Source organism: Desulfovibrio piger, assembly GCF_900116045.1.
Lineage (GTDB): Bacteria > Desulfobacterota > Desulfovibrionia > Desulfovibrionales > Desulfovibrionaceae > Desulfovibrio > Desulfovibrio piger_A.
Genome location: NZ_LT630450.1, coordinates 2,340,729 through 2,360,582, shown reverse-complemented (window position 1 = coordinate 2,360,582; position 19,854 = coordinate 2,340,729). Strand labels below are relative to the sequence as shown.

The 19,854-nt window shown below is 63.5% G+C and carries 19 protein-coding genes; 10 read left to right on the top strand and 9 right to left on the bottom strand.

The genetic code is table 11. The annotated features are described in order from the left end of the window. Positions 1-4 precede the first annotated feature (4 nt). From DESPIGER_RS10505 to DESPIGER_RS10470, 8 genes are all read right to left on the bottom strand, one after another. On the bottom strand, positions 5-886 hold the full coding sequence (locus DESPIGER_RS10505; RefSeq protein ID WP_072336539.1) for a branched-chain amino acid ABC transporter permease: 882 nt from the start codon (positions 884-886) through the stop codon (positions 5-7). A 1-nt stretch (position 887) separates the two neighbouring features. Continuing rightward, a complete protein-coding gene (locus DESPIGER_RS10500; RefSeq protein WP_083575381.1) occupies positions 888-1,706 on the bottom strand; it encodes a phosphosulfolactate synthase in 819 nt (272 codons plus the stop codon). Beyond that, positions 1,703-2,674, bottom strand: a complete 972-nt coding sequence (locus tag DESPIGER_RS10495; protein WP_072336537.1) for a hypothetical protein — start codon at positions 2,672-2,674, stop codon at positions 1,703-1,705. Before DESPIGER_RS10495 ends, DESPIGER_RS10500 begins: the two co-directional genes overlap by 4 nt. 37 nt (positions 2,675-2,711) lie before the next feature. Continuing rightward, positions 2,712-3,374 carry a GntR family transcriptional regulator gene (locus DESPIGER_RS10490; RefSeq protein ID WP_072336535.1) on the bottom strand — a complete coding sequence of 221 codons (663 nt, stop codon included), beginning with the start codon at positions 3,372-3,374 and terminating at the stop codon, positions 2,712-2,714. Then, entirely contained in the window at positions 3,371-4,669 is a 1,299-nt protein-coding gene (locus tag DESPIGER_RS12995; RefSeq protein WP_072336532.1) for a DUF362 domain-containing protein, read from the bottom strand. Before DESPIGER_RS12995 ends, DESPIGER_RS10490 begins: the two co-directional genes overlap by 4 nt. 265 nt (positions 4,670-4,934) lie before the next feature. Further along, complete coding sequence (locus DESPIGER_RS10480) at positions 4,935-5,846, bottom strand: bifunctional riboflavin kinase/FAD synthetase (protein WP_072336530.1); 912 nt, start codon at positions 5,844-5,846, stop codon at positions 4,935-4,937. Positions 5,847-5,910: 64 nt separating this feature from the next. Next, the gene (locus tag DESPIGER_RS10475; protein ID WP_231927569.1) at positions 5,911-6,327 is read right to left on the bottom strand and encodes a hypothetical protein; all 417 of its coding nucleotides are present in this window, start codon (positions 6,325-6,327) and stop codon (positions 5,911-5,913) included. After that, entirely contained in the window at positions 6,324-8,054 is a 1,731-nt protein-coding gene (locus DESPIGER_RS10470) for a DEAD/DEAH box helicase (RefSeq protein ID WP_072336527.1), read from the bottom strand. The genes DESPIGER_RS10475 and DESPIGER_RS10470 overlap by 4 nt, the downstream gene beginning before the upstream one ends. A 459-nt stretch (positions 8,055-8,513) precedes the next feature. On the opposite strand from DESPIGER_RS10470, the gene hisI reads away from it, so the two are divergent. The 9 genes from hisI to DESPIGER_RS10425 all read left to right on the top strand — a co-directional run bounded on the left by hisI (position 8,514) and on the right by DESPIGER_RS10425 (position 17,828). After that, entirely contained in the window at positions 8,514-8,906 is a 393-nt protein-coding gene (hisI, locus tag DESPIGER_RS10465; RefSeq protein ID WP_072336524.1) for a phosphoribosyl-AMP cyclohydrolase, read from the top strand. A 114-nt stretch (positions 8,907-9,020) separates the two neighbouring features. Beyond that, on the top strand, positions 9,021-9,914 hold the full coding sequence (hisG, locus tag DESPIGER_RS10460) for an ATP phosphoribosyltransferase (protein WP_072336521.1): 894 nt from the start codon (positions 9,021-9,023) through the stop codon (positions 9,912-9,914). A 378-nt stretch (positions 9,915-10,292) separates the two neighbouring features. Beyond that, on the top strand, positions 10,293-10,616 hold the full coding sequence (locus tag DESPIGER_RS10455) for a hypothetical protein (RefSeq protein ID WP_072336518.1): 324 nt from the start codon (positions 10,293-10,295) through the stop codon (positions 10,614-10,616). A gap of 358 nt (positions 10,617-10,974) precedes the next feature. Beyond that, positions 10,975-11,739, top strand: a complete 765-nt coding sequence (locus DESPIGER_RS10450) for a YkgJ family cysteine cluster protein (protein ID WP_072336515.1) — start codon at positions 10,975-10,977, stop codon at positions 11,737-11,739. Between the two features lie 177 nt (positions 11,740-11,916). Further along, positions 11,917-13,179, top strand: a complete 1,263-nt coding sequence (locus DESPIGER_RS10445; protein WP_072336511.1) for a sulfite exporter TauE/SafE family protein — start codon at positions 11,917-11,919, stop codon at positions 13,177-13,179. 2 nt (positions 13,180-13,181) lie between these two features. Then, on the top strand, positions 13,182-13,910 hold the full coding sequence (locus DESPIGER_RS10440; RefSeq protein WP_072336508.1) for a hypothetical protein: 729 nt from the start codon (positions 13,182-13,184) through the stop codon (positions 13,908-13,910). A 498-nt stretch (positions 13,911-14,408) separates the two neighbouring features. After that, positions 14,409-15,608 (top strand): tyrosine--tRNA ligase, encoded by a 1,200-nt coding sequence (tyrS, locus tag DESPIGER_RS10435; protein ID WP_072336506.1) that lies wholly within the window; start codon positions 14,409-14,411, stop codon positions 15,606-15,608. Between the two features lie 244 nt (positions 15,609-15,852). Beyond that, positions 15,853-16,545: a hypothetical protein gene (locus DESPIGER_RS10430; RefSeq protein ID WP_072336503.1), complete on the top strand. Its 693-nt coding sequence runs from the start codon at positions 15,853-15,855 to the stop codon at positions 16,543-16,545. An 80-nt stretch (positions 16,546-16,625) separates the two neighbouring features. After that, positions 16,626-17,828 carry a bifunctional nucleoside/nucleotide kinase/histidine phosphatase family protein gene (locus tag DESPIGER_RS10425; RefSeq protein ID WP_072336500.1) on the top strand — a complete coding sequence of 401 codons (1,203 nt, stop codon included), beginning with the start codon at positions 16,626-16,628 and terminating at the stop codon, positions 17,826-17,828. Between the two features lie 187 nt (positions 17,829-18,015). On the opposite strand, the gene DESPIGER_RS10420 is transcribed toward DESPIGER_RS10425, so the two are convergent. Beyond that, positions 18,016-18,447, bottom strand: a complete 432-nt coding sequence (locus DESPIGER_RS10420) for a MarR family winged helix-turn-helix transcriptional regulator (protein ID WP_072336497.1) — start codon at positions 18,445-18,447, stop codon at positions 18,016-18,018. 181 nt (positions 18,448-18,628) lie between these two features. On the opposite strand from DESPIGER_RS10420, the gene DESPIGER_RS10415 reads away from it, so the two are divergent. Continuing rightward, a complete protein-coding gene (locus DESPIGER_RS10415) occupies positions 18,629-19,852 on the top strand; it encodes an MFS transporter (protein ID WP_231927568.1) in 1,224 nt (407 codons plus the stop codon). Positions 19,853-19,854 lie beyond the last annotated feature (2 nt).

Genomic DNA, 19,854 nt, shown 5'->3' with positions numbered 1-19,854 from the left:
CCTCCTAGGCCTTCTGGGCAATGCGTTCTCCAAACAGGCCCTGTGGCCAGAACAGCAGCACCATGATCATGATGATAAAGGCAAAGGCGTCCTTGTAGGCTGTGGACACATAGAATGCCAAATAGACTTCCATGACCCCTAGGAACAATGAACCAAGAATGGCACCGGATACCGAACCGAAGCCGCCGATGATGGCGCCGCAAAATCCCTTCAGGCCGGCCATGCCCCCCATTTCCTTGGAGACGTAGAAAAGTGGTCCTACCAGCAGGCCGGCCACACATGCCAGCATGGTGCTGAAAATGAAGGTGATGGCGATCATCCTCGCGATGGGGATGCCCATCAGTTGTGCGGCTTCCTTGTCCTGCGCTGTGGCCTGCATCATTTTTCCGAGCATGGTGCGCTCAAAGAAAAAGTGCTGCGCCACAAGAAGGATGGCTGTAGTGACGATGATGATGATGTACTGAGGATCGATCACGATATCCCCGATCACGAACAGATCAACATCCGTCGGGCGGGGCATGACAAGGGGCAGGGCCCCGAAAGCATACTGGGCGCTGTTCTTCAAAAAGATGGAAACACCGATGGTACTGATGATGACAGGCAGGAAGCTCCTGTTCCTGAGCGGGTAATAGGCTACCCTCTCAAAAACATAGCCGACTCCTCCCATGAAGACTATCACGAGCGGATAAACGACATAGGCAGGAAGTTCCCAGGAATTGAGCATGAACACCGCCACAAAAGCCGGGAGCATGACCAGTTCCCCCTGGGCAAAATTGACGATGTCCGCTGCCCGGTAAATCAGGACGATGCCCAACGCTATGAGCGCATAGATGGAGCCCATGGCCAGGCCTGTGAAAAGCAACTGGATATTGATTGTCCAATCCATATCAGGCCCCCGTCGGATTGGCGCTATAGGCCGTCATAAAGGGAATGCCTGTCATCTTCCAGCGCGTAGCCTCGACGACGAGGACTTCCATGGGGGGGATGTTGCCCAGGTTGACATTGGTACCAAGCCGGTCAATGAATATCTCCTGTTGATGACGGAGCGGAGCCTCAAAAATGACCTTTTCCGACCCGCCCGCTGCCTCGGTAAGCGCTCTGAGACCTTCCTCGCTGGGGTTCCCCTCGGCATCCATGATCCCCACACTCTGGCCTATTTCCATGGCCTCCACGATGACCTTGTCCACTCCGCAGGCAAGATCGCGCTTGAGGTCGGACACCAGATCCTCAAGCCCTGTTTGCGGCGACCACTCCTTACGGCCCACTTCGCTGAAAACACGGAAGCCGCCCGAAAGGGCCCGGTCGATGGCCTCACGACGCATGGCATCGGGCATTTCGATGGTCCCGTCGGAAATCTCTATCCCCGTAAAACCCCACTGCCCGGCTTTGGCCAGGAATGCCGGATACACCTTTTGCCACAGCATCACCTCGGCGCACGTACCGCCCACACAGACATCTATATCCGCGTCGCGCAGCAAACGGATCTTGCTCCGCAGTACGTCCGGATCGTAAAACGCGGATGTCAGGGAGGTCAGCTTGACGACATCTATATACGGACCGGCCACACTGATCAGCTCCCTGGTACCTTCGATACCGAGGTGTTTGTCGAGCACACAGGTCAAACCGCTCCGGCGAGGCTTGCTTTCACGTTGAATGGCGAGCCCGGTCAACACATCTCCCCAAACAGGCATACGGCAGCTGCTCATTGCAATACCTCCAGAAAATAACGCGGCGACGCAAGGTAGGTTTCCACAGCGGGCGAGCCTGCGGCTTCCAGGAGGTCCCTAGCGGCCGCCAAACGTCTCCGACTGAGCTCCAGGCAGTCGAATCCGTTGCAAGCCATACAGTTATACATACTGAAGGATGCCCCTATTTTTTCAGAAAGATTGTCGAAAAGAGCTTTGGTCTTGGCTCCGTCATCAAAGATCTTGTCTGAGATAACAGGCGAACGTCCGGCTTCCACCTTGGGGATGATGAGCCGTAGTCGGGGATTCGCTATCGGGCCTCTGGTTTTGAATGCCTGCATATCCAGCAAATATTTGGAGCTCGGTGAAGAGAATTCGTGAGGATCCGGGACTTCCAGCTTGCCCAGCAATTCAGGGAAATCCTCCCACACGCAGCTTGGACGGATATTGTCCATGCAGGAACTGGGATAAAAAGTGTAGCCTTGGCCGCTCAGGCGAAAATGCACAAGCTCGGTACCTACCACCTCAAGCCCGTTACAGATGCCTGCCATCAGGGCAGGACTTTTGCCCGAAGCGGCACCACCAAAAACGACGAAGAGCTCGTTCCTCTCCCTCTGATAAAGCGCATTGGCGTGAAAGCTGTAAATACCGTATTTTTTTTCCAGCTGATACAGAAGAAAGCGATACAGCAGCCCCTGGTTACCTAGCAGCGTATACCTTTTGTCCGACATGGCCTCTTCGAGCTGACCAAATGGTCCCCGCACAACTACGGTATCCCCGGCGGCATGCACTTCTGGGGCACAAGGCATGTCGAGGATGATGAGGGTCCCGTCCACTGGGACATCCGTAACAATATCCTCAATCGCCTGAAAGTCTGAATGAAGTGACTCTACATCCGTAAAGGAAAAATAATTTCCTTTACGGATGAGATCTGTGTTGGCATACAGGGCTACTACAACATCAAGAACCTTCATGATCCGGGATTCCATGCCGAACGCCTCCTCTTTCCCCTGTGGGGGCCATATATCATACGGCCAGGATCAGCCTGTGCCGCGTATTCTCAAGATGTGTATTCATTGTTTGCCGGGCCAGCTCACTGTCACCGGCAAGCAGGGCTTTCAAAATGGCGATATGTTCTTCGCGGCTTTCCGCAAATCGGATGGGAGTCCCCAAATTGCGTGCGCGCCGGCAAATGCTGCGCATGTTGTCCATCAGGTCCATAAGACGGCGATTACCGAGGGCCGCCAGTATGAGATCATGCATCTTGGTGTCCAGCTGGTTATGACGGGCAAACAGTTCGTCATCGTGCCCTTCGGCCAGCGTTGGTTCCCCCATGGCCTCAAATTGCTCCAGCAGCTCGCGCAAGGGCTCGGGGCGGAGTTTCTTTGCCGCTTCGGCAGCTGCCGGCGGTTCGATGAATTGCCGGATCTGAAAGGATTCCATGACATCCCTGAGACTCAGCTCCGCAACAACCATCCCCATTTTGGGATAGCGTTTGACCAGCCCTTCGGCCTCCAGACGCAAGAGAGCCTCCCGCACCGGCGTTCGGCTTAGTCCGTGCTGTTCAGCGATCATTCGTTCAAACAGGGAAGCACCGGGCTCCAGTCTCTGGGAGAGGATCTCTTCACGCAAAAAAAGGTACAGATCCTGAGGATGCCATTTTTCCTTGCCAGACGTCGTCTTGCTCATAAGTATTCCACCGGAAGCAAAAGGTTGTTGGAATCAAAGGCCATCGGGGCCAGCGGACGCAATATTTCCAGATCCGTGCGTCCCTCCAGTTCTTGCAATACGGCAGTGGAAACTTCAAGCTCCTCCAGATGCAGGGTATCCCTGGCATGAATGATGCGACGGTCCGTCAGGGAGCCAGCTCCAAGCAGTACGGCGGCCGCATGCATCAGCTGCCTGTCATCGGACATGACCATAGGAATCTTGCCCTGTACGGGGAATCCGCCGGAAATACTGTTCAAATAGGTGGCCTGTACATCAATGGCCTGGCAGAGACGATGTGAGATGAGGTCGGCCAGCCCCACGCCCACGGCATTGCCGTGCGAAGCCTCCGTTAGGCTCAGGACCGCCAGGAGCGCTGTCCGGGGAGAAGGTGGATCCGGCTCACCGTTGGCCATGATCCGTCCCGTAACGCTACTGTCCATGCCGGGGCCGCTGATATCCTTACCCATGCGGTCCAGGATCAGCAGATCCAGGCTTTCCACAGGCAGACGGGGCATCAGCTCGCGTGCCGTGCAGAGCAGGCGCTTTTCCTCGGAGAAAAAATCTTCCGGCGTCAAAGCACGCACGAGGGCGGTTTCATGTCTCTGGTTCTCCACCACAGCCAAGCCAAAAAGCACTTTTCCGGAATTCAGGAAAACCTCCGCGCTGCGCGGAATATATTCCACCAGACCTTTTGTGCCGTACCCATGTATGGTGGCTGCCCCCTTGGCCTTGCCGAAGCCTATGACCAGCATCTTCAAAAGACCGCTTTCCGTTGGAGCGTGAAACTGGGTGTGGGGCTTGACCCTGTTGATGGGGATGATCCAGTCTGCCTGCCAGGCAGCGGCATCACAATATACCGGTACGCCGGCGATGTTAGAGCCGATGCAGATGCTTTCTTCCCCGGCAAGGATGGGAACTCCTGCACTCTCTTCGGTAATGCCGCATGAAGCCAGTATCGCCCGCTGTCCCGCGGCAGTTCCTCCACCATGGCTGCCCATGGCAGGAACGATGAACGGTACTCCATGGCGCTTTTTCACATAGGTGACGACCTCATCTACCAAGACAGGAAGATGGGCGATTCCCCGGCTCCCCACTCCCACGGCAACACCCCTGCACCGCAAGTCGAGAGGAAGAGGCAAACACTCCAGTTCCTGTCGCACGGCAGCGCGCACATCCTTCAGGTGGGGGGCAGGAAAACGTTGCCTGATGCGGGCCATGGAAGGAAGCGGGACTTCGGGAAAATGAAGCAATGGAGGCTGGATGGATACGGACATATGTCCCCCGGTGGCGGTTTATTTGTATACCAGCTGTATTCCATACAAACACACGATAAAAATAAAGGCAAGCATAAAATAATTTTTTATATAACATACTGTAATAAAATATTTTATTGTGTATACAAAATGTATGCTCTCAGATGGCAAACATATACTTTCAGCCAGCGTCTGAAATTACGGCACAAAAAAGCGCGCAATGACTTCCATCACTGCGCGCCGTCATGGTGCGGATACGGCCGGCACTGATGCCGGTCGACCGTTATCAGAAATACATGGTCAGCAGGTCGCGGGCCCGGGCCACATCGGTGCGGATCTGGGCCACCAGGGCATCGGCGGATGCGAAGCGCTTCTCGTCGCGCAGGCGGGCCACGAAGTCCAGGCGCAGCTCATTGCCGTAGAGGTTCAGGTCCGTATCCAGCAGGAAGCTCTCGATGCTCAGGCCATGGTCCCCGAAGGTGGGCTTGCGGCCGATGTTGGTCACGGCCTGCAGGGTCCTGCCCAGATGCGGCACCACCACGCGGGTGGCGTAGACGCCCGGCGCGGGCAGCATGGTGTCCGGGATGGCGATGTTGGCCGTGGGGAACCCCAGGCCGGTGCCGCGGCCCTCGCCGTGCACCACCAGGCCCTCGCAGCCGTAGGCATGGCCCAGCAGGCTGGCGGCCGTGGCCACGTCGCCCTTGCCGATGAGCTCGCGCAGGCAGGTGGAGCTGACCACATGCCCGCCCACTTCCACCGGCGGCAGCTGGTCCACGTCAAAGCCGTACTTCGCGCCCAGGGCACGCAGCACCTCGGGCTGGCCGCTGCGACCGCGTCCCAGCGTGAAGTCATGGCCGATGACCAGATGTTTCAGCCGCAGGGGCAGCAGATGCTGCCGGACGAATTCCTCGGGCGACAGCGCGGCCAGCTCGCGGGTGAAGGGCAGCTCCAGCACACGCAGATCGCCCAGGCCCTGCAGCAGGCGCAGCCGGGCGGCCCGGCTGGTCAGGGGCTGGTGCGGCTTGCCGAAAAGCACGCGCGGATGCGGCCAGAAGGTGATGACCACACAATCCAGGCCGAACTGCTGGCTGTAGGTCAGCGCACGGCGGATGAGGACCTGATGGCCCTGGTGCACGCCGTCGAAATTGCCGATGGTGACGGCCGTGGCGCGGGGAGAGGCGGAAGGGGAAGTATCCATGATGATCCAGTTGCTCAGATGAGACGCTCGAAAATGGATTGATAGGTCTGCCGCACATGCAGCATCAGACGCAGGGCCATGGCCTGTGCGCGGGCCTCGTCCTCGAAAAAGACAGCGGCCAGGAAGCGGGACACGGGCCTGAAGTCCGCGTCGCCCTCCCGGACAGCACCTCCCAGTAGGCCGGGGCACGCTCCAGGGCCAGGGCCGATGTCCTGTCCGTGTGGCTCTGCCCGAAGCTCTCCCGGAACTGCCGGAACATGGCCTCGGCATGGTCGGGGAAGGAACGCTGCAGGGCCAGACGCCACAGGGCCATGCACAGGCCGCGCCACTCCGCCAGCAGCCGGGCACGGCGCCGGAACTGCAGACGGCCGATGCCGAGGATGTGCAGGGCCCGTCCCGCATCCAGGTCGAGGAGCAGGACGGGGAAATTGTCCAGGGCCTCCTGTACCGCATCGGCACGGACGGCCGTCAGGGGGCTCATGCCTCCGCCTGGCCTTCAGCCGCGGGCTTGCGGCGACGGCGACGACGGCGGCGCCTGGCCGTGCCCTCCCCTTCGGCGGGAGCGGGAGCGTCCCCGGCATCCGTCGCGGGCGCGGCCGCCGCTGCGGCCTCCGCAGGAGCATGGGCCCCGGGGGCGGCGGCTTCGTCGGCCCTGTCCCCGCGGTCACGGCGACGGCGGGAGGAACGCTTGCGGCCCCGGCCTTCGCCGTCACCACGGCGGGAGGACTCGTTGCGGCCTTCGGGCAGCTGCTGCACATGGCCCAGGCTCTCCTGATAGGCGGCATCCACCAGCATGGCCAGCAGCAGACCGTCCTCGTCGTCCTCGGCCTGGCCGGCCAGCTCGCGCACCAGCGGCGCATAGCGGGCCACGCGCATCTTCTCCAGACCGGTCAGCTTGCGGAAACGGCCCTCCAGCAGGGTGGTCACGCGCGCGCCGGCCACCACGGCCACATCCGCGTCCGTGGGCGCGGGGATCTCGCGCAGGGCTATCCGGTAATGGCGGGCGATGCGTTCCAGCTCCATGCGCTGCATGATGTCCACCAGCGAGATGACCGTACCGGCGGCCCCGGCGCGGCCCGTGCGTCCGGCACGGTGGATGTAGCTCTCGTGATCTTCCGGGGGCTCATACAGAAAGACGTGGGACAGGGCCGGGATGTCGATGCCGCGCGCGGCCACGTCCGTGGCCACCAGATATTGCAGGCTGCCCTGGCGGATCTTGTCCAGCACGGCCTCGCGGCGGGCCTGGGAAAGGTCGGCCGACAGCTCGTCGGCATTGTAGCCGAAGCCCTGCAGCACGCCGGTGATATAGTGGACGTTGGCCTTGGTGTTGCAGAAGATGATGGCCGAGGCCGGGTTCTCGGTCTCCAGCAGGCGCACCAGCACGCGGTCCTTGTCCATGGGGCGGCTCTGGCAGAACAGGTGCTGCACTTCGGCCACATGCACTTCCTTCTGCGACAGGGAGAGCATGGAGGGCTCGGTCAGGAATTCCCCGGCCAGCTTGAGCACATGCGGCGGATAGGTGGCCGAGAACATGCTGGTGTGGATGCGGTGGCGCGGCAGGTAGCGCTGCACTTCCTTCATGTCGGGGTAGAAGCCGATGGACAGCATGCGGTCGGCCTCGTCGAAGACCAGGGCATCCAGATCGTCCAGCGAGAGGGTGCGGCGCAGCAGATGGTCCAGCACGCGGCCGGGCGTGCCCACCACCAGCTGGGCCCCGTCACGCAGGGCGTCCATCTGCTTTTTGTAGCCCACGCCGCCATAGACGGCCACGGGACGGATGCCCGTGCCTTCGAACAGGGTGCGCGCCTCGTGCTCCACCTGCACGGCCAGCTCGCGGGTGGGCACCAGGATCAGGGCCTGGACGGCATGCAGCGCGGGATCCAGACGCGGCACCAGGGGCAGCAGGTAACAGCCCGTCTTGCCGCTGCCGGTACGGGACTGCACCATGATGTCGCGGCCTTCCAGCAGATAGGGCAGGGCCAGGGACTGCACGGGCATGAGGGACGTCCAGCCCGCACGGCCGCAGGCGGCGGCGATGGCTTCGGGCAGGGTCTCCAGCGTGGCGCGCGGCAGGGCGTTCTCGGGCTCGGCCACGGAAAAATTCTCAAGGGAAGCGCCGGGGGTGGAAAGTTCGGCCGCAGGGGCGGCCTGTTCCTGCGCGGCCTCTCCGGCGGAGGCGGGGCAGGTGGGATCGGTGATGTCGGACATGGTAGCTCGCTCTGAGGCATCGCGGCGGGGGGGCTGCCCCGTCTGCCGCCGATGCGGATTGGTTGTTCTGATGTCGGAAACGCACTAGCCTGCCACAAGCCGCGCCCATGCGCAAGGCGCCGCCGGAGAGGGCACGCGGCGGGCACTGGCGCGGCCCGCGAAGACAGACCGGCACGGCCGGAGGGACGGGCAGGCACGCGGACGGCCTTTCCGCCGGGCGCGGGGGAGCGTCCGGCCCTTCCCCTGCCGCGGGACCCTCCGCCGGAGAAGGATGCACGGGTCTTGTCACCGGGCTGTCGTCTGTCCGTCACCGGCGGCGGACAGGCTGTGAAAAAAGGCCGCCGGATGCGGGCGCCGCTTGCGTCCGGGCAAGAATGCGGCTAGCCTGAAAGGCCTCACCGGCGCGCCCGCCGTGCGGGCAGGGACGCCGGAGCATGTTTTTTTGATTCGGAGGGAGCCATGGCGCAACTACAGCCGGATTTCGGTCCCGATTTCTCCAAGGGACTGGTCCCCGCCATCGCGCAGGACGCGGCCACGGGCGAAGTGCTCATGCTGGCCTATATGAATGAAGAAGCCTGGAAACGTACCCTGGAAACCGGCGAGGCCCATTACTGGAGCCGCAGCCGCAAGGAGCTCTGGCACAAGGGCGGCACGTCCGGGAACGTGCAGAAAGTGCTTTCCATCCGCCTGGACTGCGACAGCGACACCGTGCTGCTCAAGATCGAGCAGATCGGCGGCGCGGCCTGCCACACGGGACGCCGTTCGTGCTTCTACCGGGAATGGGACAACGGCGTGGTGCGCGAATGCTCCCCCGTGGTCTTCGATCCCCGGAAGGTCTACGGCGCCCAATAGCCGGGACAGGACAACGCTTTCTTCGGGCCCCCGGGCCCGTCTCTGGGAAGGAGCCATGCGGCGCATGGCCCAAACAACACAGCAGCAGGCCTTTCGCCTGCCGGAGTAGACACGATGAGCGAAGAATCGCAGGCAATCCTCAAACTGGGCGTGCCCAAGGGCTCGCTGGAAGACGCCACCATCAACCTTTTCGAGCGCGCCGGCTGGAAGATCCGCAAGCATACGCGCAACTATTTCCCGGACATCAACGACCCCGAGATCTCGGCCTCCCTGTGCCGCGTGCAGGAGATCGGCGGCTACATCGCCGCGGGCATCCTGGATGTGGGCATCACCGGCCTGGACTGGCTCACCGAAGGCGGTCATGAGGACAAGGTGGTGCATGTGGCGGATCTGGTCTACTCCAAGACGTCCAACCGCCCCTGCCGCTGGGTGCTGGCCGTGGCCGGCGATTCCCCCTACCAGTGCCCGCAGGACCTGGCCGGCAAGCGCATCGCCACCGAGCTGGAAGGCCTGACCCGCAACTACTTCAAGCGCGTGGGCGTGGACGTGGACGTCTTCTATTCCTGGGGCGCCACGGAAGCCAAGGTGGTGGAAGGCCTGGCCGACGGTATTGTGGAAGTGACCGAGACCGGCACCACCATCCGGGCCCACGGCCTGCGCATCATCGACGAGGTGATGTGCTCCTACCCGGTCATCATCGCCAACAAGGACGCCTGGGCCGACCCGCGCAAGCGCGCCAAGATCGACCAGCTGACCCTGCTCCTGCAGGGCGCCCTGCGCGCCGAAAGCCTGGTGGCCATCAAGATGAACGCCCCGGCCTCCAACCTGGACGCCATCCTCGAGATGCTGCCCTCCCTGAACTCGCCCACGGTCTCGCCCCTGCGCGACGAGGCCTGGCTCTCGGTGGAGACCGTGGTCAACATCGACGTGGTGCGCGACCTCATCCCCCGCCTGCGCGAAGCCGGGGCCGAGGGCATCATCGAATACGCCCTGAACAAGGTCATCTAGCAGGGCCTGACAGAAAGAATGTCTGTGGGGGAGGGCCCCCTTATCTCTGCTGTCGATGCCCGTAGCTTCCTTCGTCGCAACGGGCACGGCCCTTGCGGTCCGCCTTCGGTCGCTTGCTCGCGGCAAAAAGGGGCTCCCTCCCCCACGCCCCCTCCCTCCCCCAAACCCGCCATTCGGGGCTGGATTACCGAAAGGACAGCGCAGCGGCATCTCCTGCGGAGAGGCCGCTGTTCTGTCATCCGGGACAACGGCAAGGGGCACAGGGGCTGTGGCCGCGATTTCCGGCCCCTGCCCCCGAAGCCGGATGCCCGGGCGCAGGGCCAGCCCTCAAGATGGCTGTTTTCTCTCCCCTTCTGTCCGCCTCCATGAGGTCCCGTCATGTATCGCCAGATCCTCCGTCTGCTGGCCGTCCTCTGCCTTTTGGGCCTCGCTCCCGCCTTCGCCGCCCGGGTTTCCGCAGGCAGCGGCCCTCTGCCCTCCGCCGTCACCAATGTGGCCGCCACCACCGGCCCCGCCCGGCAGCCCTCGTCCGCCGCCAGGCCCTCCGCCCGTCCGGCCCAGCGGCAATGGCAGGGCAATCCCGCACGCAAGGGCTACGACGACTTCCGCAACAAGCACTACCTGCGTCCCGAAGGTCAGCACCGCCTGCCCCGGCCCCGCATCCAGCGCGACGGCTCCTGGCGTCCGGGCCGCCGCGACTGAGGACGCCAGGCCCCAGGCCTTCCCGCACGGGTCCCCGCAGTCCCGGCGTTCCACCATGCCCTGAGCGCGCCTCTCCCCTACATGAAGGATCCGGTGGTCTCTCGCCGCGCACCTGCCCCTTCCGCACCCCAAGGAGGCATGCCCTCCCACGGAGCCGGGCAGGGAAAAACGCCGGTTCCGCTACGGCAGGGAGTTCACCCGGCTGCCCGTCCGCCGCACCGCAGCCCGCCCTCCGGAGAACGAAAAAGTTTGCAGCAAACCCCGGAAGAGGATACAAGCAATCAGGGCAACACCATATTAGGGAAATTTTTCCCAAGCGCTGCCCGGCTCCCACAACCCTCCAACAAGAGAACGCATCATGGAAAAAGACGCCAGCCGCGAATTCATGGAAAACCTGCCCGAGCTGGAACCGGGCCAGACCTTCTGCTTTGCCTGCCATCCCGAAGTTCCCTGCTTCAACCGCTGCTGTGCGGAACTGACCCTGCCCCTGACCCCCTATGACGTGCTGCGCCTGCGCCGCCATATGAACGATATGCCCAGCGAGGCCTTCCTCAACGACTTCACCCGCATGCGCACCTTCCCCGACACGGGCTTCCCCCTGCCCCTGCTGCGCATGCTGGAAGGCCCCGGCGAGCCCTGTCCCTTCGTGACGCCCGGCGGCTGCTCCGTGTACGAGAACCGCCCCGGCGCCTGCCGCTTCTACCCCCTGGGCCGCGGCACCAAGATGGGGCACGAGGGCGTGGACGAACGCTTCTTCCTGGTGCGCGAGCCCCACTGCCACGGCTTCGACGAAGGCAAGGAATGGACGGCCCAGACCTGGCTGGCCAGCCAGGAACTGGACGCGTACAATGCCGCCAATGACCGCTACATGCGCCTGATGGCCATGGTCAAGGCCACGGAAAAGCCGCTGGAACCGCGCATGGCCACCATGGCCATCCTCTGCCTCTACCAGCTGGACAAGTTCCGCGAGCTCATCCAGAAAATGGGCATCTTCCGTCGCGTGGAGGTCAGCGAGGAACGCCAGCAGGCCGTCATGGAATCCGATGAGGCCACGCTGGACTTTGCGCTGGACTGGCTGGAACTGGTCATCTTCGGACAGAGCGAAGGTTTGAACAAAAAGTAGCTTTTTTTTGCAACTGTAAAAAAAACTGACATGCGACAGCCTGCTTCCCCCCGGGAGAGCAGGCTGTCTGTTTTTTGGGTATTCCTTTTGGTTACAGCATGTTAGCTTGCGATTGAGATTTTTTGCACAAATGGCATGTTTTTTGCTGTTTTCTCGGCAAACATACCGGGAGGAGTTATGAGTTTTGGCAGATCACTGTATCAATTTCTGTTAAGCAGCTCGCAGGCGTATGCCAAATGGGACCTGGAAGTCTCCACGTCCATCATCAAGAACCGCAAAAAGATGCTGTTCCTGCTGGCCCTGGCCGCGCCCATCCTGCTTGTGTGCGGTGCCGAAGCCTATGAAGCCCACGAGATGCTGGGCGGCAAAAGCGCGTATGCGCCGGCCTTCTACACCACCACCATTTTCCTGGCCTCCATCGCCGTCGGCCTGGCGGCCGGCCTCATCACCGGCTGCATCGGCGCCGGTGGCGGCTTCATCATCACCCCGGCCCTGATGGCCGCGGGCGTCAAGGGCATCCTGGCCGTCGGTACGGACCTGTTCCACATCTTCGCCAAGGCCATCATGGGCACCACGGTCCACAAAAAGCTGGGCAACGTGTCCGTCAAGCTGGCCATCGCGTTCCTGGTGGGCTCCGGTGCCGGTACCTTCGTGGGCGGCGCCATCAACAAGGGCCTGTACAATGCCGACCCGCTGCTGTCCGAAATGTTCATCAGCACCATCTATGCCGTGCTGCTGGGCTTCCTGGGCTTCTATGCCCTGTTCGACTTCCTGAAAGCCACCCGCGGCACCCAGGCCGACAGCGGCGACGCCCACGGCGGCACCGCCGGCATGACCGGCCTTTCCGTCAAGCTGCAGAGCCTGACCGTGCCGCCCATGATCACCTTTGACGAAGACCTGGTGCCCGGCGGCCGCCGCATCTCCGGCTGGATCGTCGCCGCCGGCGGCGTGGTCGTGGGCATGCTGGCCGCCATCATGGGTGTGGGCGGCGGTTTCGTGACCTTCCCCATGTTCGTGTACATCTTCGGCGTGTCCTCCATGACCACCGTGGGTACCGACATCCTGCAGATCATCTTCACCGCCGGTCTGGCTTCCGTGGGCCAGTACGCCATCTACGGCTATGTGTTCTACACCCTGGCCGTGGGCATGCTGCTGGGCTCCCTGCTGGGCATCCAGGTGGGCGCCCTGACCACCAAGGTCGTCAAGGGCGTGCACATCCGCGGTTTCTATGCCGTGTCCATCATCTCCGGTTTCATCAACCGCGCCGCCACCCTGCCCAAGAAGCTGGTCGAAATGGAATACCTCGACTGGTCCATGTCCGTGGTGAACGTCATCGAGGACGTGGGCAACGTGATCTTCTGGGTGGTCGTCGCTTTCTTCGGCCTCTGGGTGTTCAGCAAGTTCTTCCTTAATCTCGGCAAGCTCAGAGGGGAGGCCTAATTATGCTTATTCATGAAAAAGGCCCCTTTATCCGGGGTTCCATCCTGCTGATCTCGTTCCTGGTCCTGTTCTGTGTGCTGCTCACCCCCGTCATGCGCGACGAAAAGGGCAACCACCTGACCGGCCTGCAGTACGCCGACAACGTGTTCAACGAACTTTCCAAGGGCTCTTCCTACTTCATCCCCAGCGTGCGTGAGCATGTGAAGACCGTGGAAAAGACCAACGTCAAGGTCACCGTGACCATGAAAAAGGCCGATCTGGCCGAGACCGCCGTGCAGGTGCTGACCAAGGCCGGCATGACCGCCAGCGCCGACGGCGCCAGGGTCACCTACGAAGGCAACCTGGCCGCCATGCTGAACGCCGCCACCACCGACGCCGACAGCCTGTACCACAACGACGCCGCCACCGTGACCGCCCGTTACGACGGCACCCACGCCCTCAAGGCCGCCGCGGCCTGGTGGTATGTGCTGAGCCCCTCCATCAAGGAACTGCAGAAGCAGCGCCTCATCGCCGAGGCCCAGGTGGTTGACCAGGTCCTGCGCCGCGCCGTGGAACCCGGCAACAACTTCTACAGCGTGGAGCCCGTGAAGGTGTCGGACCACATCTGGCTCATGAGCGGCATGCTGATCTTCTACGTCATCTACACGCTCTGGTATGGCTTCGCCATCTTCGAGCTGTTTGAAGGCGTTGGCCTTGCCATGACCAAGTCCAAGGTCAAGCAGGAAGGCTAGTTCCCGGTCTGGCCTTTCCAGGCGGGCAACGTCAGGCGCCGGCGGGCAACGTCAGGCGCCGGCGGGCAACCGCCGGCGCCTTTTCCGTGGCCGCGGCCCGGCGCACCCGGCATGCGGGCGGCCCCTTCGTTTCCCCTTCGGGACGGCATCCGGCCCGGCGGCCCTCCGCGTTTCCGCCGCTCCCCCGTCCTGCCCCGCCGGAGGATCGCTCCCCCGCCCACGGCGGCCCGCTGTCCCCTGTTGCCTCATTCATCCCGCCGCACGGGCCCCACCCGCCACAGGGCCGGAGCGGAGCGGGGCGCCCGATCACGCCACGCCGCGCTCTCCCGCTGCTCCCTGCCGTCCGCACGGGACCGCGCATGCCTGCCCTTCCGGCCCTGCGCCGCGGCTTCCTTTTTCGTCCTTTCCTCCTGCAGAACATTGACACCCCCGCTTTGCCGAGGCTATCCTGCCGGGATAACGCCCGTGACGGGCCAACTCCACGCAAGGACTAGTTCGATGATGGATATTGATCGCCAGATGGCCGTGATCAAGCGCGGCGTGGCGGAGCTGATTGACGAGAAGGAACTGCGCAAGAAACTGGAACGCGGCACGCCCCTGCGCGTGAAGGTGGGCTTTGACCCCACCGCTCCCGACCTGCATCTGGGCCACACCGTGGTCATGCACAAGATGCGCCACTTTCAGGAACTGGGCCACCAGATCATCTTCCTGATCGGTGACTTCACCGGCCGCATCGGCGACCCCTCCGGCCGCTCCGAGACCCGTCCTCCCCTGACCGAGGAACAGGTCATCGCCAATGCCGAGACCTACAAGAAGCAGGTCTTCAAGATCCTCGATCCCGAAAAGACCATCGTGGAATTCAATTCCCACTGGCTGGGCAAGATGGACGCCTCGGACTTCATCCGCCTGGCCTCCAGCTACACCGTGGCCCGCATGATGGAGCGCGACGACTTTGAAAAGCGCTTCCGCGAGCAGCGCCCCATCTCCATCCACGAATTCATCTATCCCCTCTGCCAGGGCTATGACTCCGTGGCCCTCAAGGCCGATGTGGAAATGGGCGGTACCGACCAGAAGTTCAACCTGCTGGTGGGCCGCAACCTCCAGGCCCACTACGGCATGGAAAGCCAGTGCATCCTGACCATGCCCCTGCTGGAAGGCCTGGACGGCGTGCGCAAGATGTCCAAGTCCTACGGCAACTATATCGGCATCGACGAAGCCCCGTCCGAGATCTTCGGCAAGGTCATGGCCATCTCCGACGATCTCATGTGGCGTTATTACGAATTGCTGTCCTCCAAGTCCCTGGAAGACATCGCCGGCCTCAAGGAAGACGTGGCCCGGGGCCGCGTGCACCCCAAGGCCGCCAAGGAGATGCTGGCCCACGAGATGGTCAGCCGCTACCACAGCGAAAAGGACGCCGACGAGGCCCGCCAGGGCTTCAATGCCGTCTTCGCCAGCGGCGGCGTACCGGACGACGCCCCCTGCCACACCTGCGCCCAGGGCGACGACAGCACCCCGCCCGCCTTCCTGGAAGCCGCCGGTCTGGTCAAGAGCCGCGGCGAAGCCAAGCGCCTCATCAAGGAAGGCGCCCTGTCCGTGGACGGCCAGCGCTGCGACGACGCCCTGTCGCCCCTGGCTGCCGGTGAATACGTCATCAAGCTGGGCAAGAAGCGCTTCCTGCGCCTGACCGTCACGGCCTAGGCTGCCACAGCTTTTTTTTGCAAGGAGGCGGAGGGACGTTTGTGAACCAAAATCCCTCCGCCTCCTCGCGCTCCCCCACCCTTTCAAAAAAACCTGCTCTGGTCTGCGCACCGGCCCCCCAGCAAGGTCCCTGCGGGGGAGCGTGGAGAAGGGGCCGTTTTACCCCCCAAAACGCCCTTCCCCCCTCACAAACCTGCTTCCAATCCCCGGGCAGGCGATGCTATCCTCCGGCAGGAGAAAATCTATGCGAAACATGCCCTTCAGCCCGCTGTGCGCGGCTTGCCTGCTGGTGATGCTGCTGTGCCCCCCTGCCGCCGGCGCGGCGCAGCCCCCAAAAGAGATGTCGTCCCCCCTGACCATCACGGTACAGGAGGCAGAGCCCGGCCAGATGCTGCGCCTGGGCAGCCGTCCTGACGACGGCGATCTGCGCGTGGGGGCCCTGATCTGCCGTCCGCTGGCCGAACAGGCGGTGGACAGGAACAAACCCGGGGGCGGCCTGCGCCTGGACGTGCCGCTGGAATGGCTGGACGGCTATGTGGCGGCCCGCAGCGGCAAAGAAGACCTTCCCTTCCGGCTCTGGCAGCAGGGCGGGCGGTGGACCTCCAGCCTCATACGCCTGCGTGATGCCTGCGCCGCGGCCCCCACGGCCCGCCTGGTGGAACGCTGGCAGATGGTGCGGGAAAAGCTGTCGCGGCAAACGCTCTCCCTGCCCTGCCGCAGCTTCCGCCAGCAGGGCGAAAACTGGCTGCCCCTGGTCCTCTGGTGGGACGGCCATCAGGCCTTCAGGGAAAACCGGCCCTATCGCCCCCTGGAACTGGGGAGCCTGGCGGCCCAAAGCGATGCCCTGCTGGACTGGTGCGGCAAACACCCCGGCAAGCCGCTGCAAAAGGCCCTGGAGCAGCTTGCGGCCCCCACGGCGGCCCCCGCGACACGCTGAACCGGCATGACGGCCCGCCCCGTGCCCGTCCGCGCGGCGGGGCCGGCCACCCGGACGGACCAACGCCCCACAGGAGTCACATGCACAAGCTCTATCTCGTCATGGTGGGCCTGCCCGCACGCGGCAAGTCCCGTCTGGCCCGGCGCATCTGCGGCGGCCTGGCGGCCGACGGCTTCCGTTCGGCCATCTTCAACAACGGCGACGTCCGCCGCCAGCTGCTGGGGGCGGAGTCCACCCTGCCGGAGTTCTATTCCCCGGACAATGCCGAAGGCCGCAGGATACGCGAGGAGATCTGCCAGCGGAACCTGGCCCGGGCCAGGGAATGGCTGAACCGGGAAGGGGACGTGGCCATCCTGGATGCCACCAATGTCAGCCGGACACGGCGGGCCTTCATCGAGCGCAGCCTCACGGACCATCCCGTGCTCTTCCTGGAATGCGTCAACGAAGATCCCGTCCTGCTCAATGCCTGCATCCGCAACAAGACCAGACTGCCGGAATACGCGGGCTATACCGAGGACGAGGCCCTGGCGAGCTTCGTGGGCCGCATCGGCTATTACGAAGCCATCTACGAACCCGTGGGCAGGGAACAGTACTGGCTGTGCGTGGACACCATGGCCGGCCGCATCCTGGCGGAGCGGCCCTGCGAAGGCTCGCCCTATTATCCGGCCATCCGCGAGATCGTGGTCAGCTGGTGGGTGCAGAGCCTGTATCTGGCCCGGCACGGACAGACGGAATACAACGTGCAGGGACGCATCGGCGGCGATCCGCCCCTGACGGCCAGGGGACGGATGCAGGCCGAGGCCCTGGCCCTGCACCTGCGCGACCAGAAACTGGACTGGGTGTTCACCTCCACGCGCATGCGCTCGCACGAGACGGCGGCGCCCCTGCTGCGCGGGCGGTACGATACCCATGTGATGGCCTTCAAGGAATTCGACGAGATCTGGGCAGGGGACTGCGAGGGCATGTGCTACAGCGAGATCCGCGAGACCATGCCCGAGGTGACGGCGGGCCGCAACGCGGACAAGTACCACTACGCCTATCCGCACGGTGAAAGCTATGCCATGCTGCGCGAGCGCGTGCGGCGCGGCCTGCAGCGGGCCCTGTTCCTGGCCGGGGAGCTGCCCGTGATGCTGGTGGGCCACCAGGCCATCAACCGGGTCATCCTCTCCCTGTTCCTGCGCCAGCGCGAAGAGGACATCCCCTACATCAACGTGCCGCAGAACCAGTATTACCACATCTCGCTCACGCCCCGCCGCAAGCTCATCGAGCGCATCAGCTATTAGGGCGGAACGTCCCGCCCACGGCACGGTGACGGTTCCTGACACGGGCGGCGGGGGCCTGGGTCCGCGCCGCTCCCTGTATTTGCCGGTACTGTTCCCCAAGTGCCCGGACTGCCTGCGGCAGGGCGCCAGCCTCCCGCCGGAGCGCGCCTGGGGGAAGGTGGGGCCTTGCCCCGGGGACCGGCAGGGCCTAGCCTTCGCTGCTGCGGTACTCGTGGGCCGAGGCCACCACGCGCTTGAGCAGGCCCTGCAGGGTGTGCTTCTCGTCCTCCGTCAGGGGGCTGGTCACCGAGGCATCCCAGCCCCGGATGATCTCCATCACGTGCGGGTACACGTCCAGGGCCTTCTGCGTCGGGAAGACGGCGGCCGTGCGCTTGTCCTGCGGGTTGACCTCGCGCCGGATGAAGCCGCGCTTCTCCAGATGGGCCAGGGCACGGGTGACGTTGCTCTTGTTGATGTGGATGATGTCCGGCAGCTTGTCCTGGGTCAGGCCCGGCTGGCGGCAGATGTTCAGGATGAAAAGATACTGGCTGCCGCTGAGGCCGTACGAGGCAAGGCGCTTGTTCAGGTACATGAGGTAATGCCGGTTGGCCAGCGCGATCCACTTATAGGTCAGTTCCACAGCAGCTCCAGGAAAATGATGCAGGTAGGATACATCGTTTTGTCATAGTCAGCCTTGCAGCGCCTGGCAAGCGCAAAAGCGCGCCCCCCGCGGGGCGGGTTTTCCGCTTGACAAGGGAAAGCCGCCGGACGTATATCGTTGCACACGCAACGGTATGGCGATATTTCGCCCAGGATGTCCTATGCCCAGCCAACACAAATCCCGTCCGCGGACGCGGGAGCGCAGCACCGCCAGCACCGCCGAAGCCCTGCGCTCCATCTTCAACCGCAATTTCAATGTGGTCGCCTGCATCAACCTGCTGGTCATGACGGCCTATTACCTGATGTTCGTCACCAGCACGGCCTATGCGCAGGCCACATACGGCGCCAGCCTCAGCAGCGCCGGGCTCACTGCGGGCATCATGGTCATCGGCTGCCTGATCGGCCGTTTCCTCACCGGCAACCTGCTCTCCCTGTTCGGTTTCCGCATCATCCTCTTCGCCGGCCTGCTGCTCTATTCGGCCAGCATCGCGGCCTTCTTCTGGGTCCCCAGCCTGGCCCTGCTCTTCGTGCAGCGCCTGTGCATGGGCCTGGGCGTGGGCATCATGGGCACGGCCACCGGCACCATCGTGGCCTATGTGGTGCCCCACCAGCATCACGGGCTGGGCATCAGCCTGTTCAGCATGAGCACGGCCTTTGCCCTGGCCCTGGGCCCCTTTCTGGGCATCCTCATCTCCCACTATTTCAGCTATACCGCCCTGGCGCAGACCTGCCTGGGCATCGGCCTGGCCTGCATCGGCATCTTTTTCGGCCTGCACCACCTGCCGGAGATGCATCACCGCCACCGCCCCTTCCTGGAGCTCAACAGCTACATCGACCCGCGCGTGGTGCGCTTTTCGCTGGTGGCGCTCATCACCTGCCTGAGCTACGGCTGCATCCAGGCCTTCATGACCTCCTACGCGGCGGAACGCGGCCTGACCGGCGCAGCCAGCCTCTTCTTCCTGCTCTACGCCCTGGCCGCCCTGGTGACACGGCCCCTGACCGGCCGCCTGTTCGACCTGCGCGGCGAGAACATCATCTTCTATCCCGCCCTGCTGCTGACGGCCCTTTCCCTGACCATGATGGCCCACGCCAGCAGCGGCTGGATGCTGCTGGCCGCCGGGCTGGTCCTGGGCGTGGGTTTCGGCAATTTCCAGTCCGCCGGGCAGGCGGTCTCGCTCTCGCTGGTGTCCAGGTCCCGCTTTGCCCAGGCCACCACGACCTTTTTCATCTTCTTCGATCTGGGCATCGGCCTGGGGCCCTACCTGTTCGGCTTCATGGTCCCCAGCGCGGGCTATGACGGCATGTACCAGACCCTGGCCTTCGTGGTCCTCGGCGCGGTGGCGCTGTATTACGTCCTCCACGGCCGCCGCGCGGCAGCCGCATAGAG

Excerpts from the sequence above, each read along its gene's own strand:
- DESPIGER_RS10495 (WP_072336537.1), bottom strand. The coding sequence starts at position 2,674 with ATGGAATCCCGGATCATGAAGGTTCTTGATGTTGTAGTAGCCCTGTAT.
- hisG (WP_072336521.1), top strand. The coding sequence starts at position 9,021 with ATGAGCGAAGAATCGCAGGCAATCCTCAAACTGGGCGTGCCCAAGGGC.
- DESPIGER_RS10470 (WP_072336527.1), bottom strand. The coding sequence starts at position 8,054 with ATGTCCGACATCACCGATCCCACCTGCCCCGCCTCCGCCGGAGAGGCC.
- DESPIGER_RS10430 (WP_072336503.1), top strand. The coding sequence starts at position 15,853 with ATGCGAAACATGCCCTTCAGCCCGCTGTGCGCGGCTTGCCTGCTGGTG.
- DESPIGER_RS10475 (WP_231927569.1), bottom strand. The coding sequence starts at position 6,327 with ATGAGCCCCCTGACGGCCGTCCGTGCCGATGCGGTACAGGAGGCCCTG.
- DESPIGER_RS10425 (WP_072336500.1), top strand. The coding sequence starts at position 16,626 with ATGCACAAGCTCTATCTCGTCATGGTGGGCCTGCCCGCACGCGGCAAG.
- DESPIGER_RS10450 (WP_072336515.1), top strand. The coding sequence starts at position 10,975 with ATGGAAAAAGACGCCAGCCGCGAATTCATGGAAAACCTGCCCGAGCTG.
- DESPIGER_RS12995 (WP_072336532.1), bottom strand. The coding sequence starts at position 4,669 with ATGTCCGTATCCATCCAGCCTCCATTGCTTCATTTTCCCGAAGTCCCG.
- hisI (WP_072336524.1), top strand. The coding sequence starts at position 8,514 with ATGGCGCAACTACAGCCGGATTTCGGTCCCGATTTCTCCAAGGGACTG.
- tyrS (WP_072336506.1), top strand. The coding sequence starts at position 14,409 with ATGATGGATATTGATCGCCAGATGGCCGTGATCAAGCGCGGCGTGGCG.
- DESPIGER_RS10415 (WP_231927568.1), top strand. The coding sequence starts at position 18,629 with ATGCCCAGCCAACACAAATCCCGTCCGCGGACGCGGGAGCGCAGCACC.
- DESPIGER_RS10445 (WP_072336511.1), top strand. The coding sequence starts at position 11,917 with ATGAGTTTTGGCAGATCACTGTATCAATTTCTGTTAAGCAGCTCGCAG.
- DESPIGER_RS10455 (WP_072336518.1), top strand. The coding sequence starts at position 10,293 with ATGTATCGCCAGATCCTCCGTCTGCTGGCCGTCCTCTGCCTTTTGGGC.
- DESPIGER_RS10480 (WP_072336530.1), bottom strand. The coding sequence starts at position 5,846 with ATGGATACTTCCCCTTCCGCCTCTCCCCGCGCCACGGCCGTCACCATC.
- DESPIGER_RS10440 (WP_072336508.1), top strand. The coding sequence starts at position 13,182 with ATGCTTATTCATGAAAAAGGCCCCTTTATCCGGGGTTCCATCCTGCTG.
- DESPIGER_RS10500 (WP_083575381.1), bottom strand. The coding sequence starts at position 1,706 with ATGAGCAGCTGCCGTATGCCTGTTTGGGGAGATGTGTTGACCGGGCTC.
- DESPIGER_RS10490 (WP_072336535.1), bottom strand. The coding sequence starts at position 3,374 with ATGAGCAAGACGACGTCTGGCAAGGAAAAATGGCATCCTCAGGATCTG.
- DESPIGER_RS10505 (WP_072336539.1), bottom strand. The coding sequence starts at position 886 with ATGGATTGGACAATCAATATCCAGTTGCTTTTCACAGGCCTGGCCATG.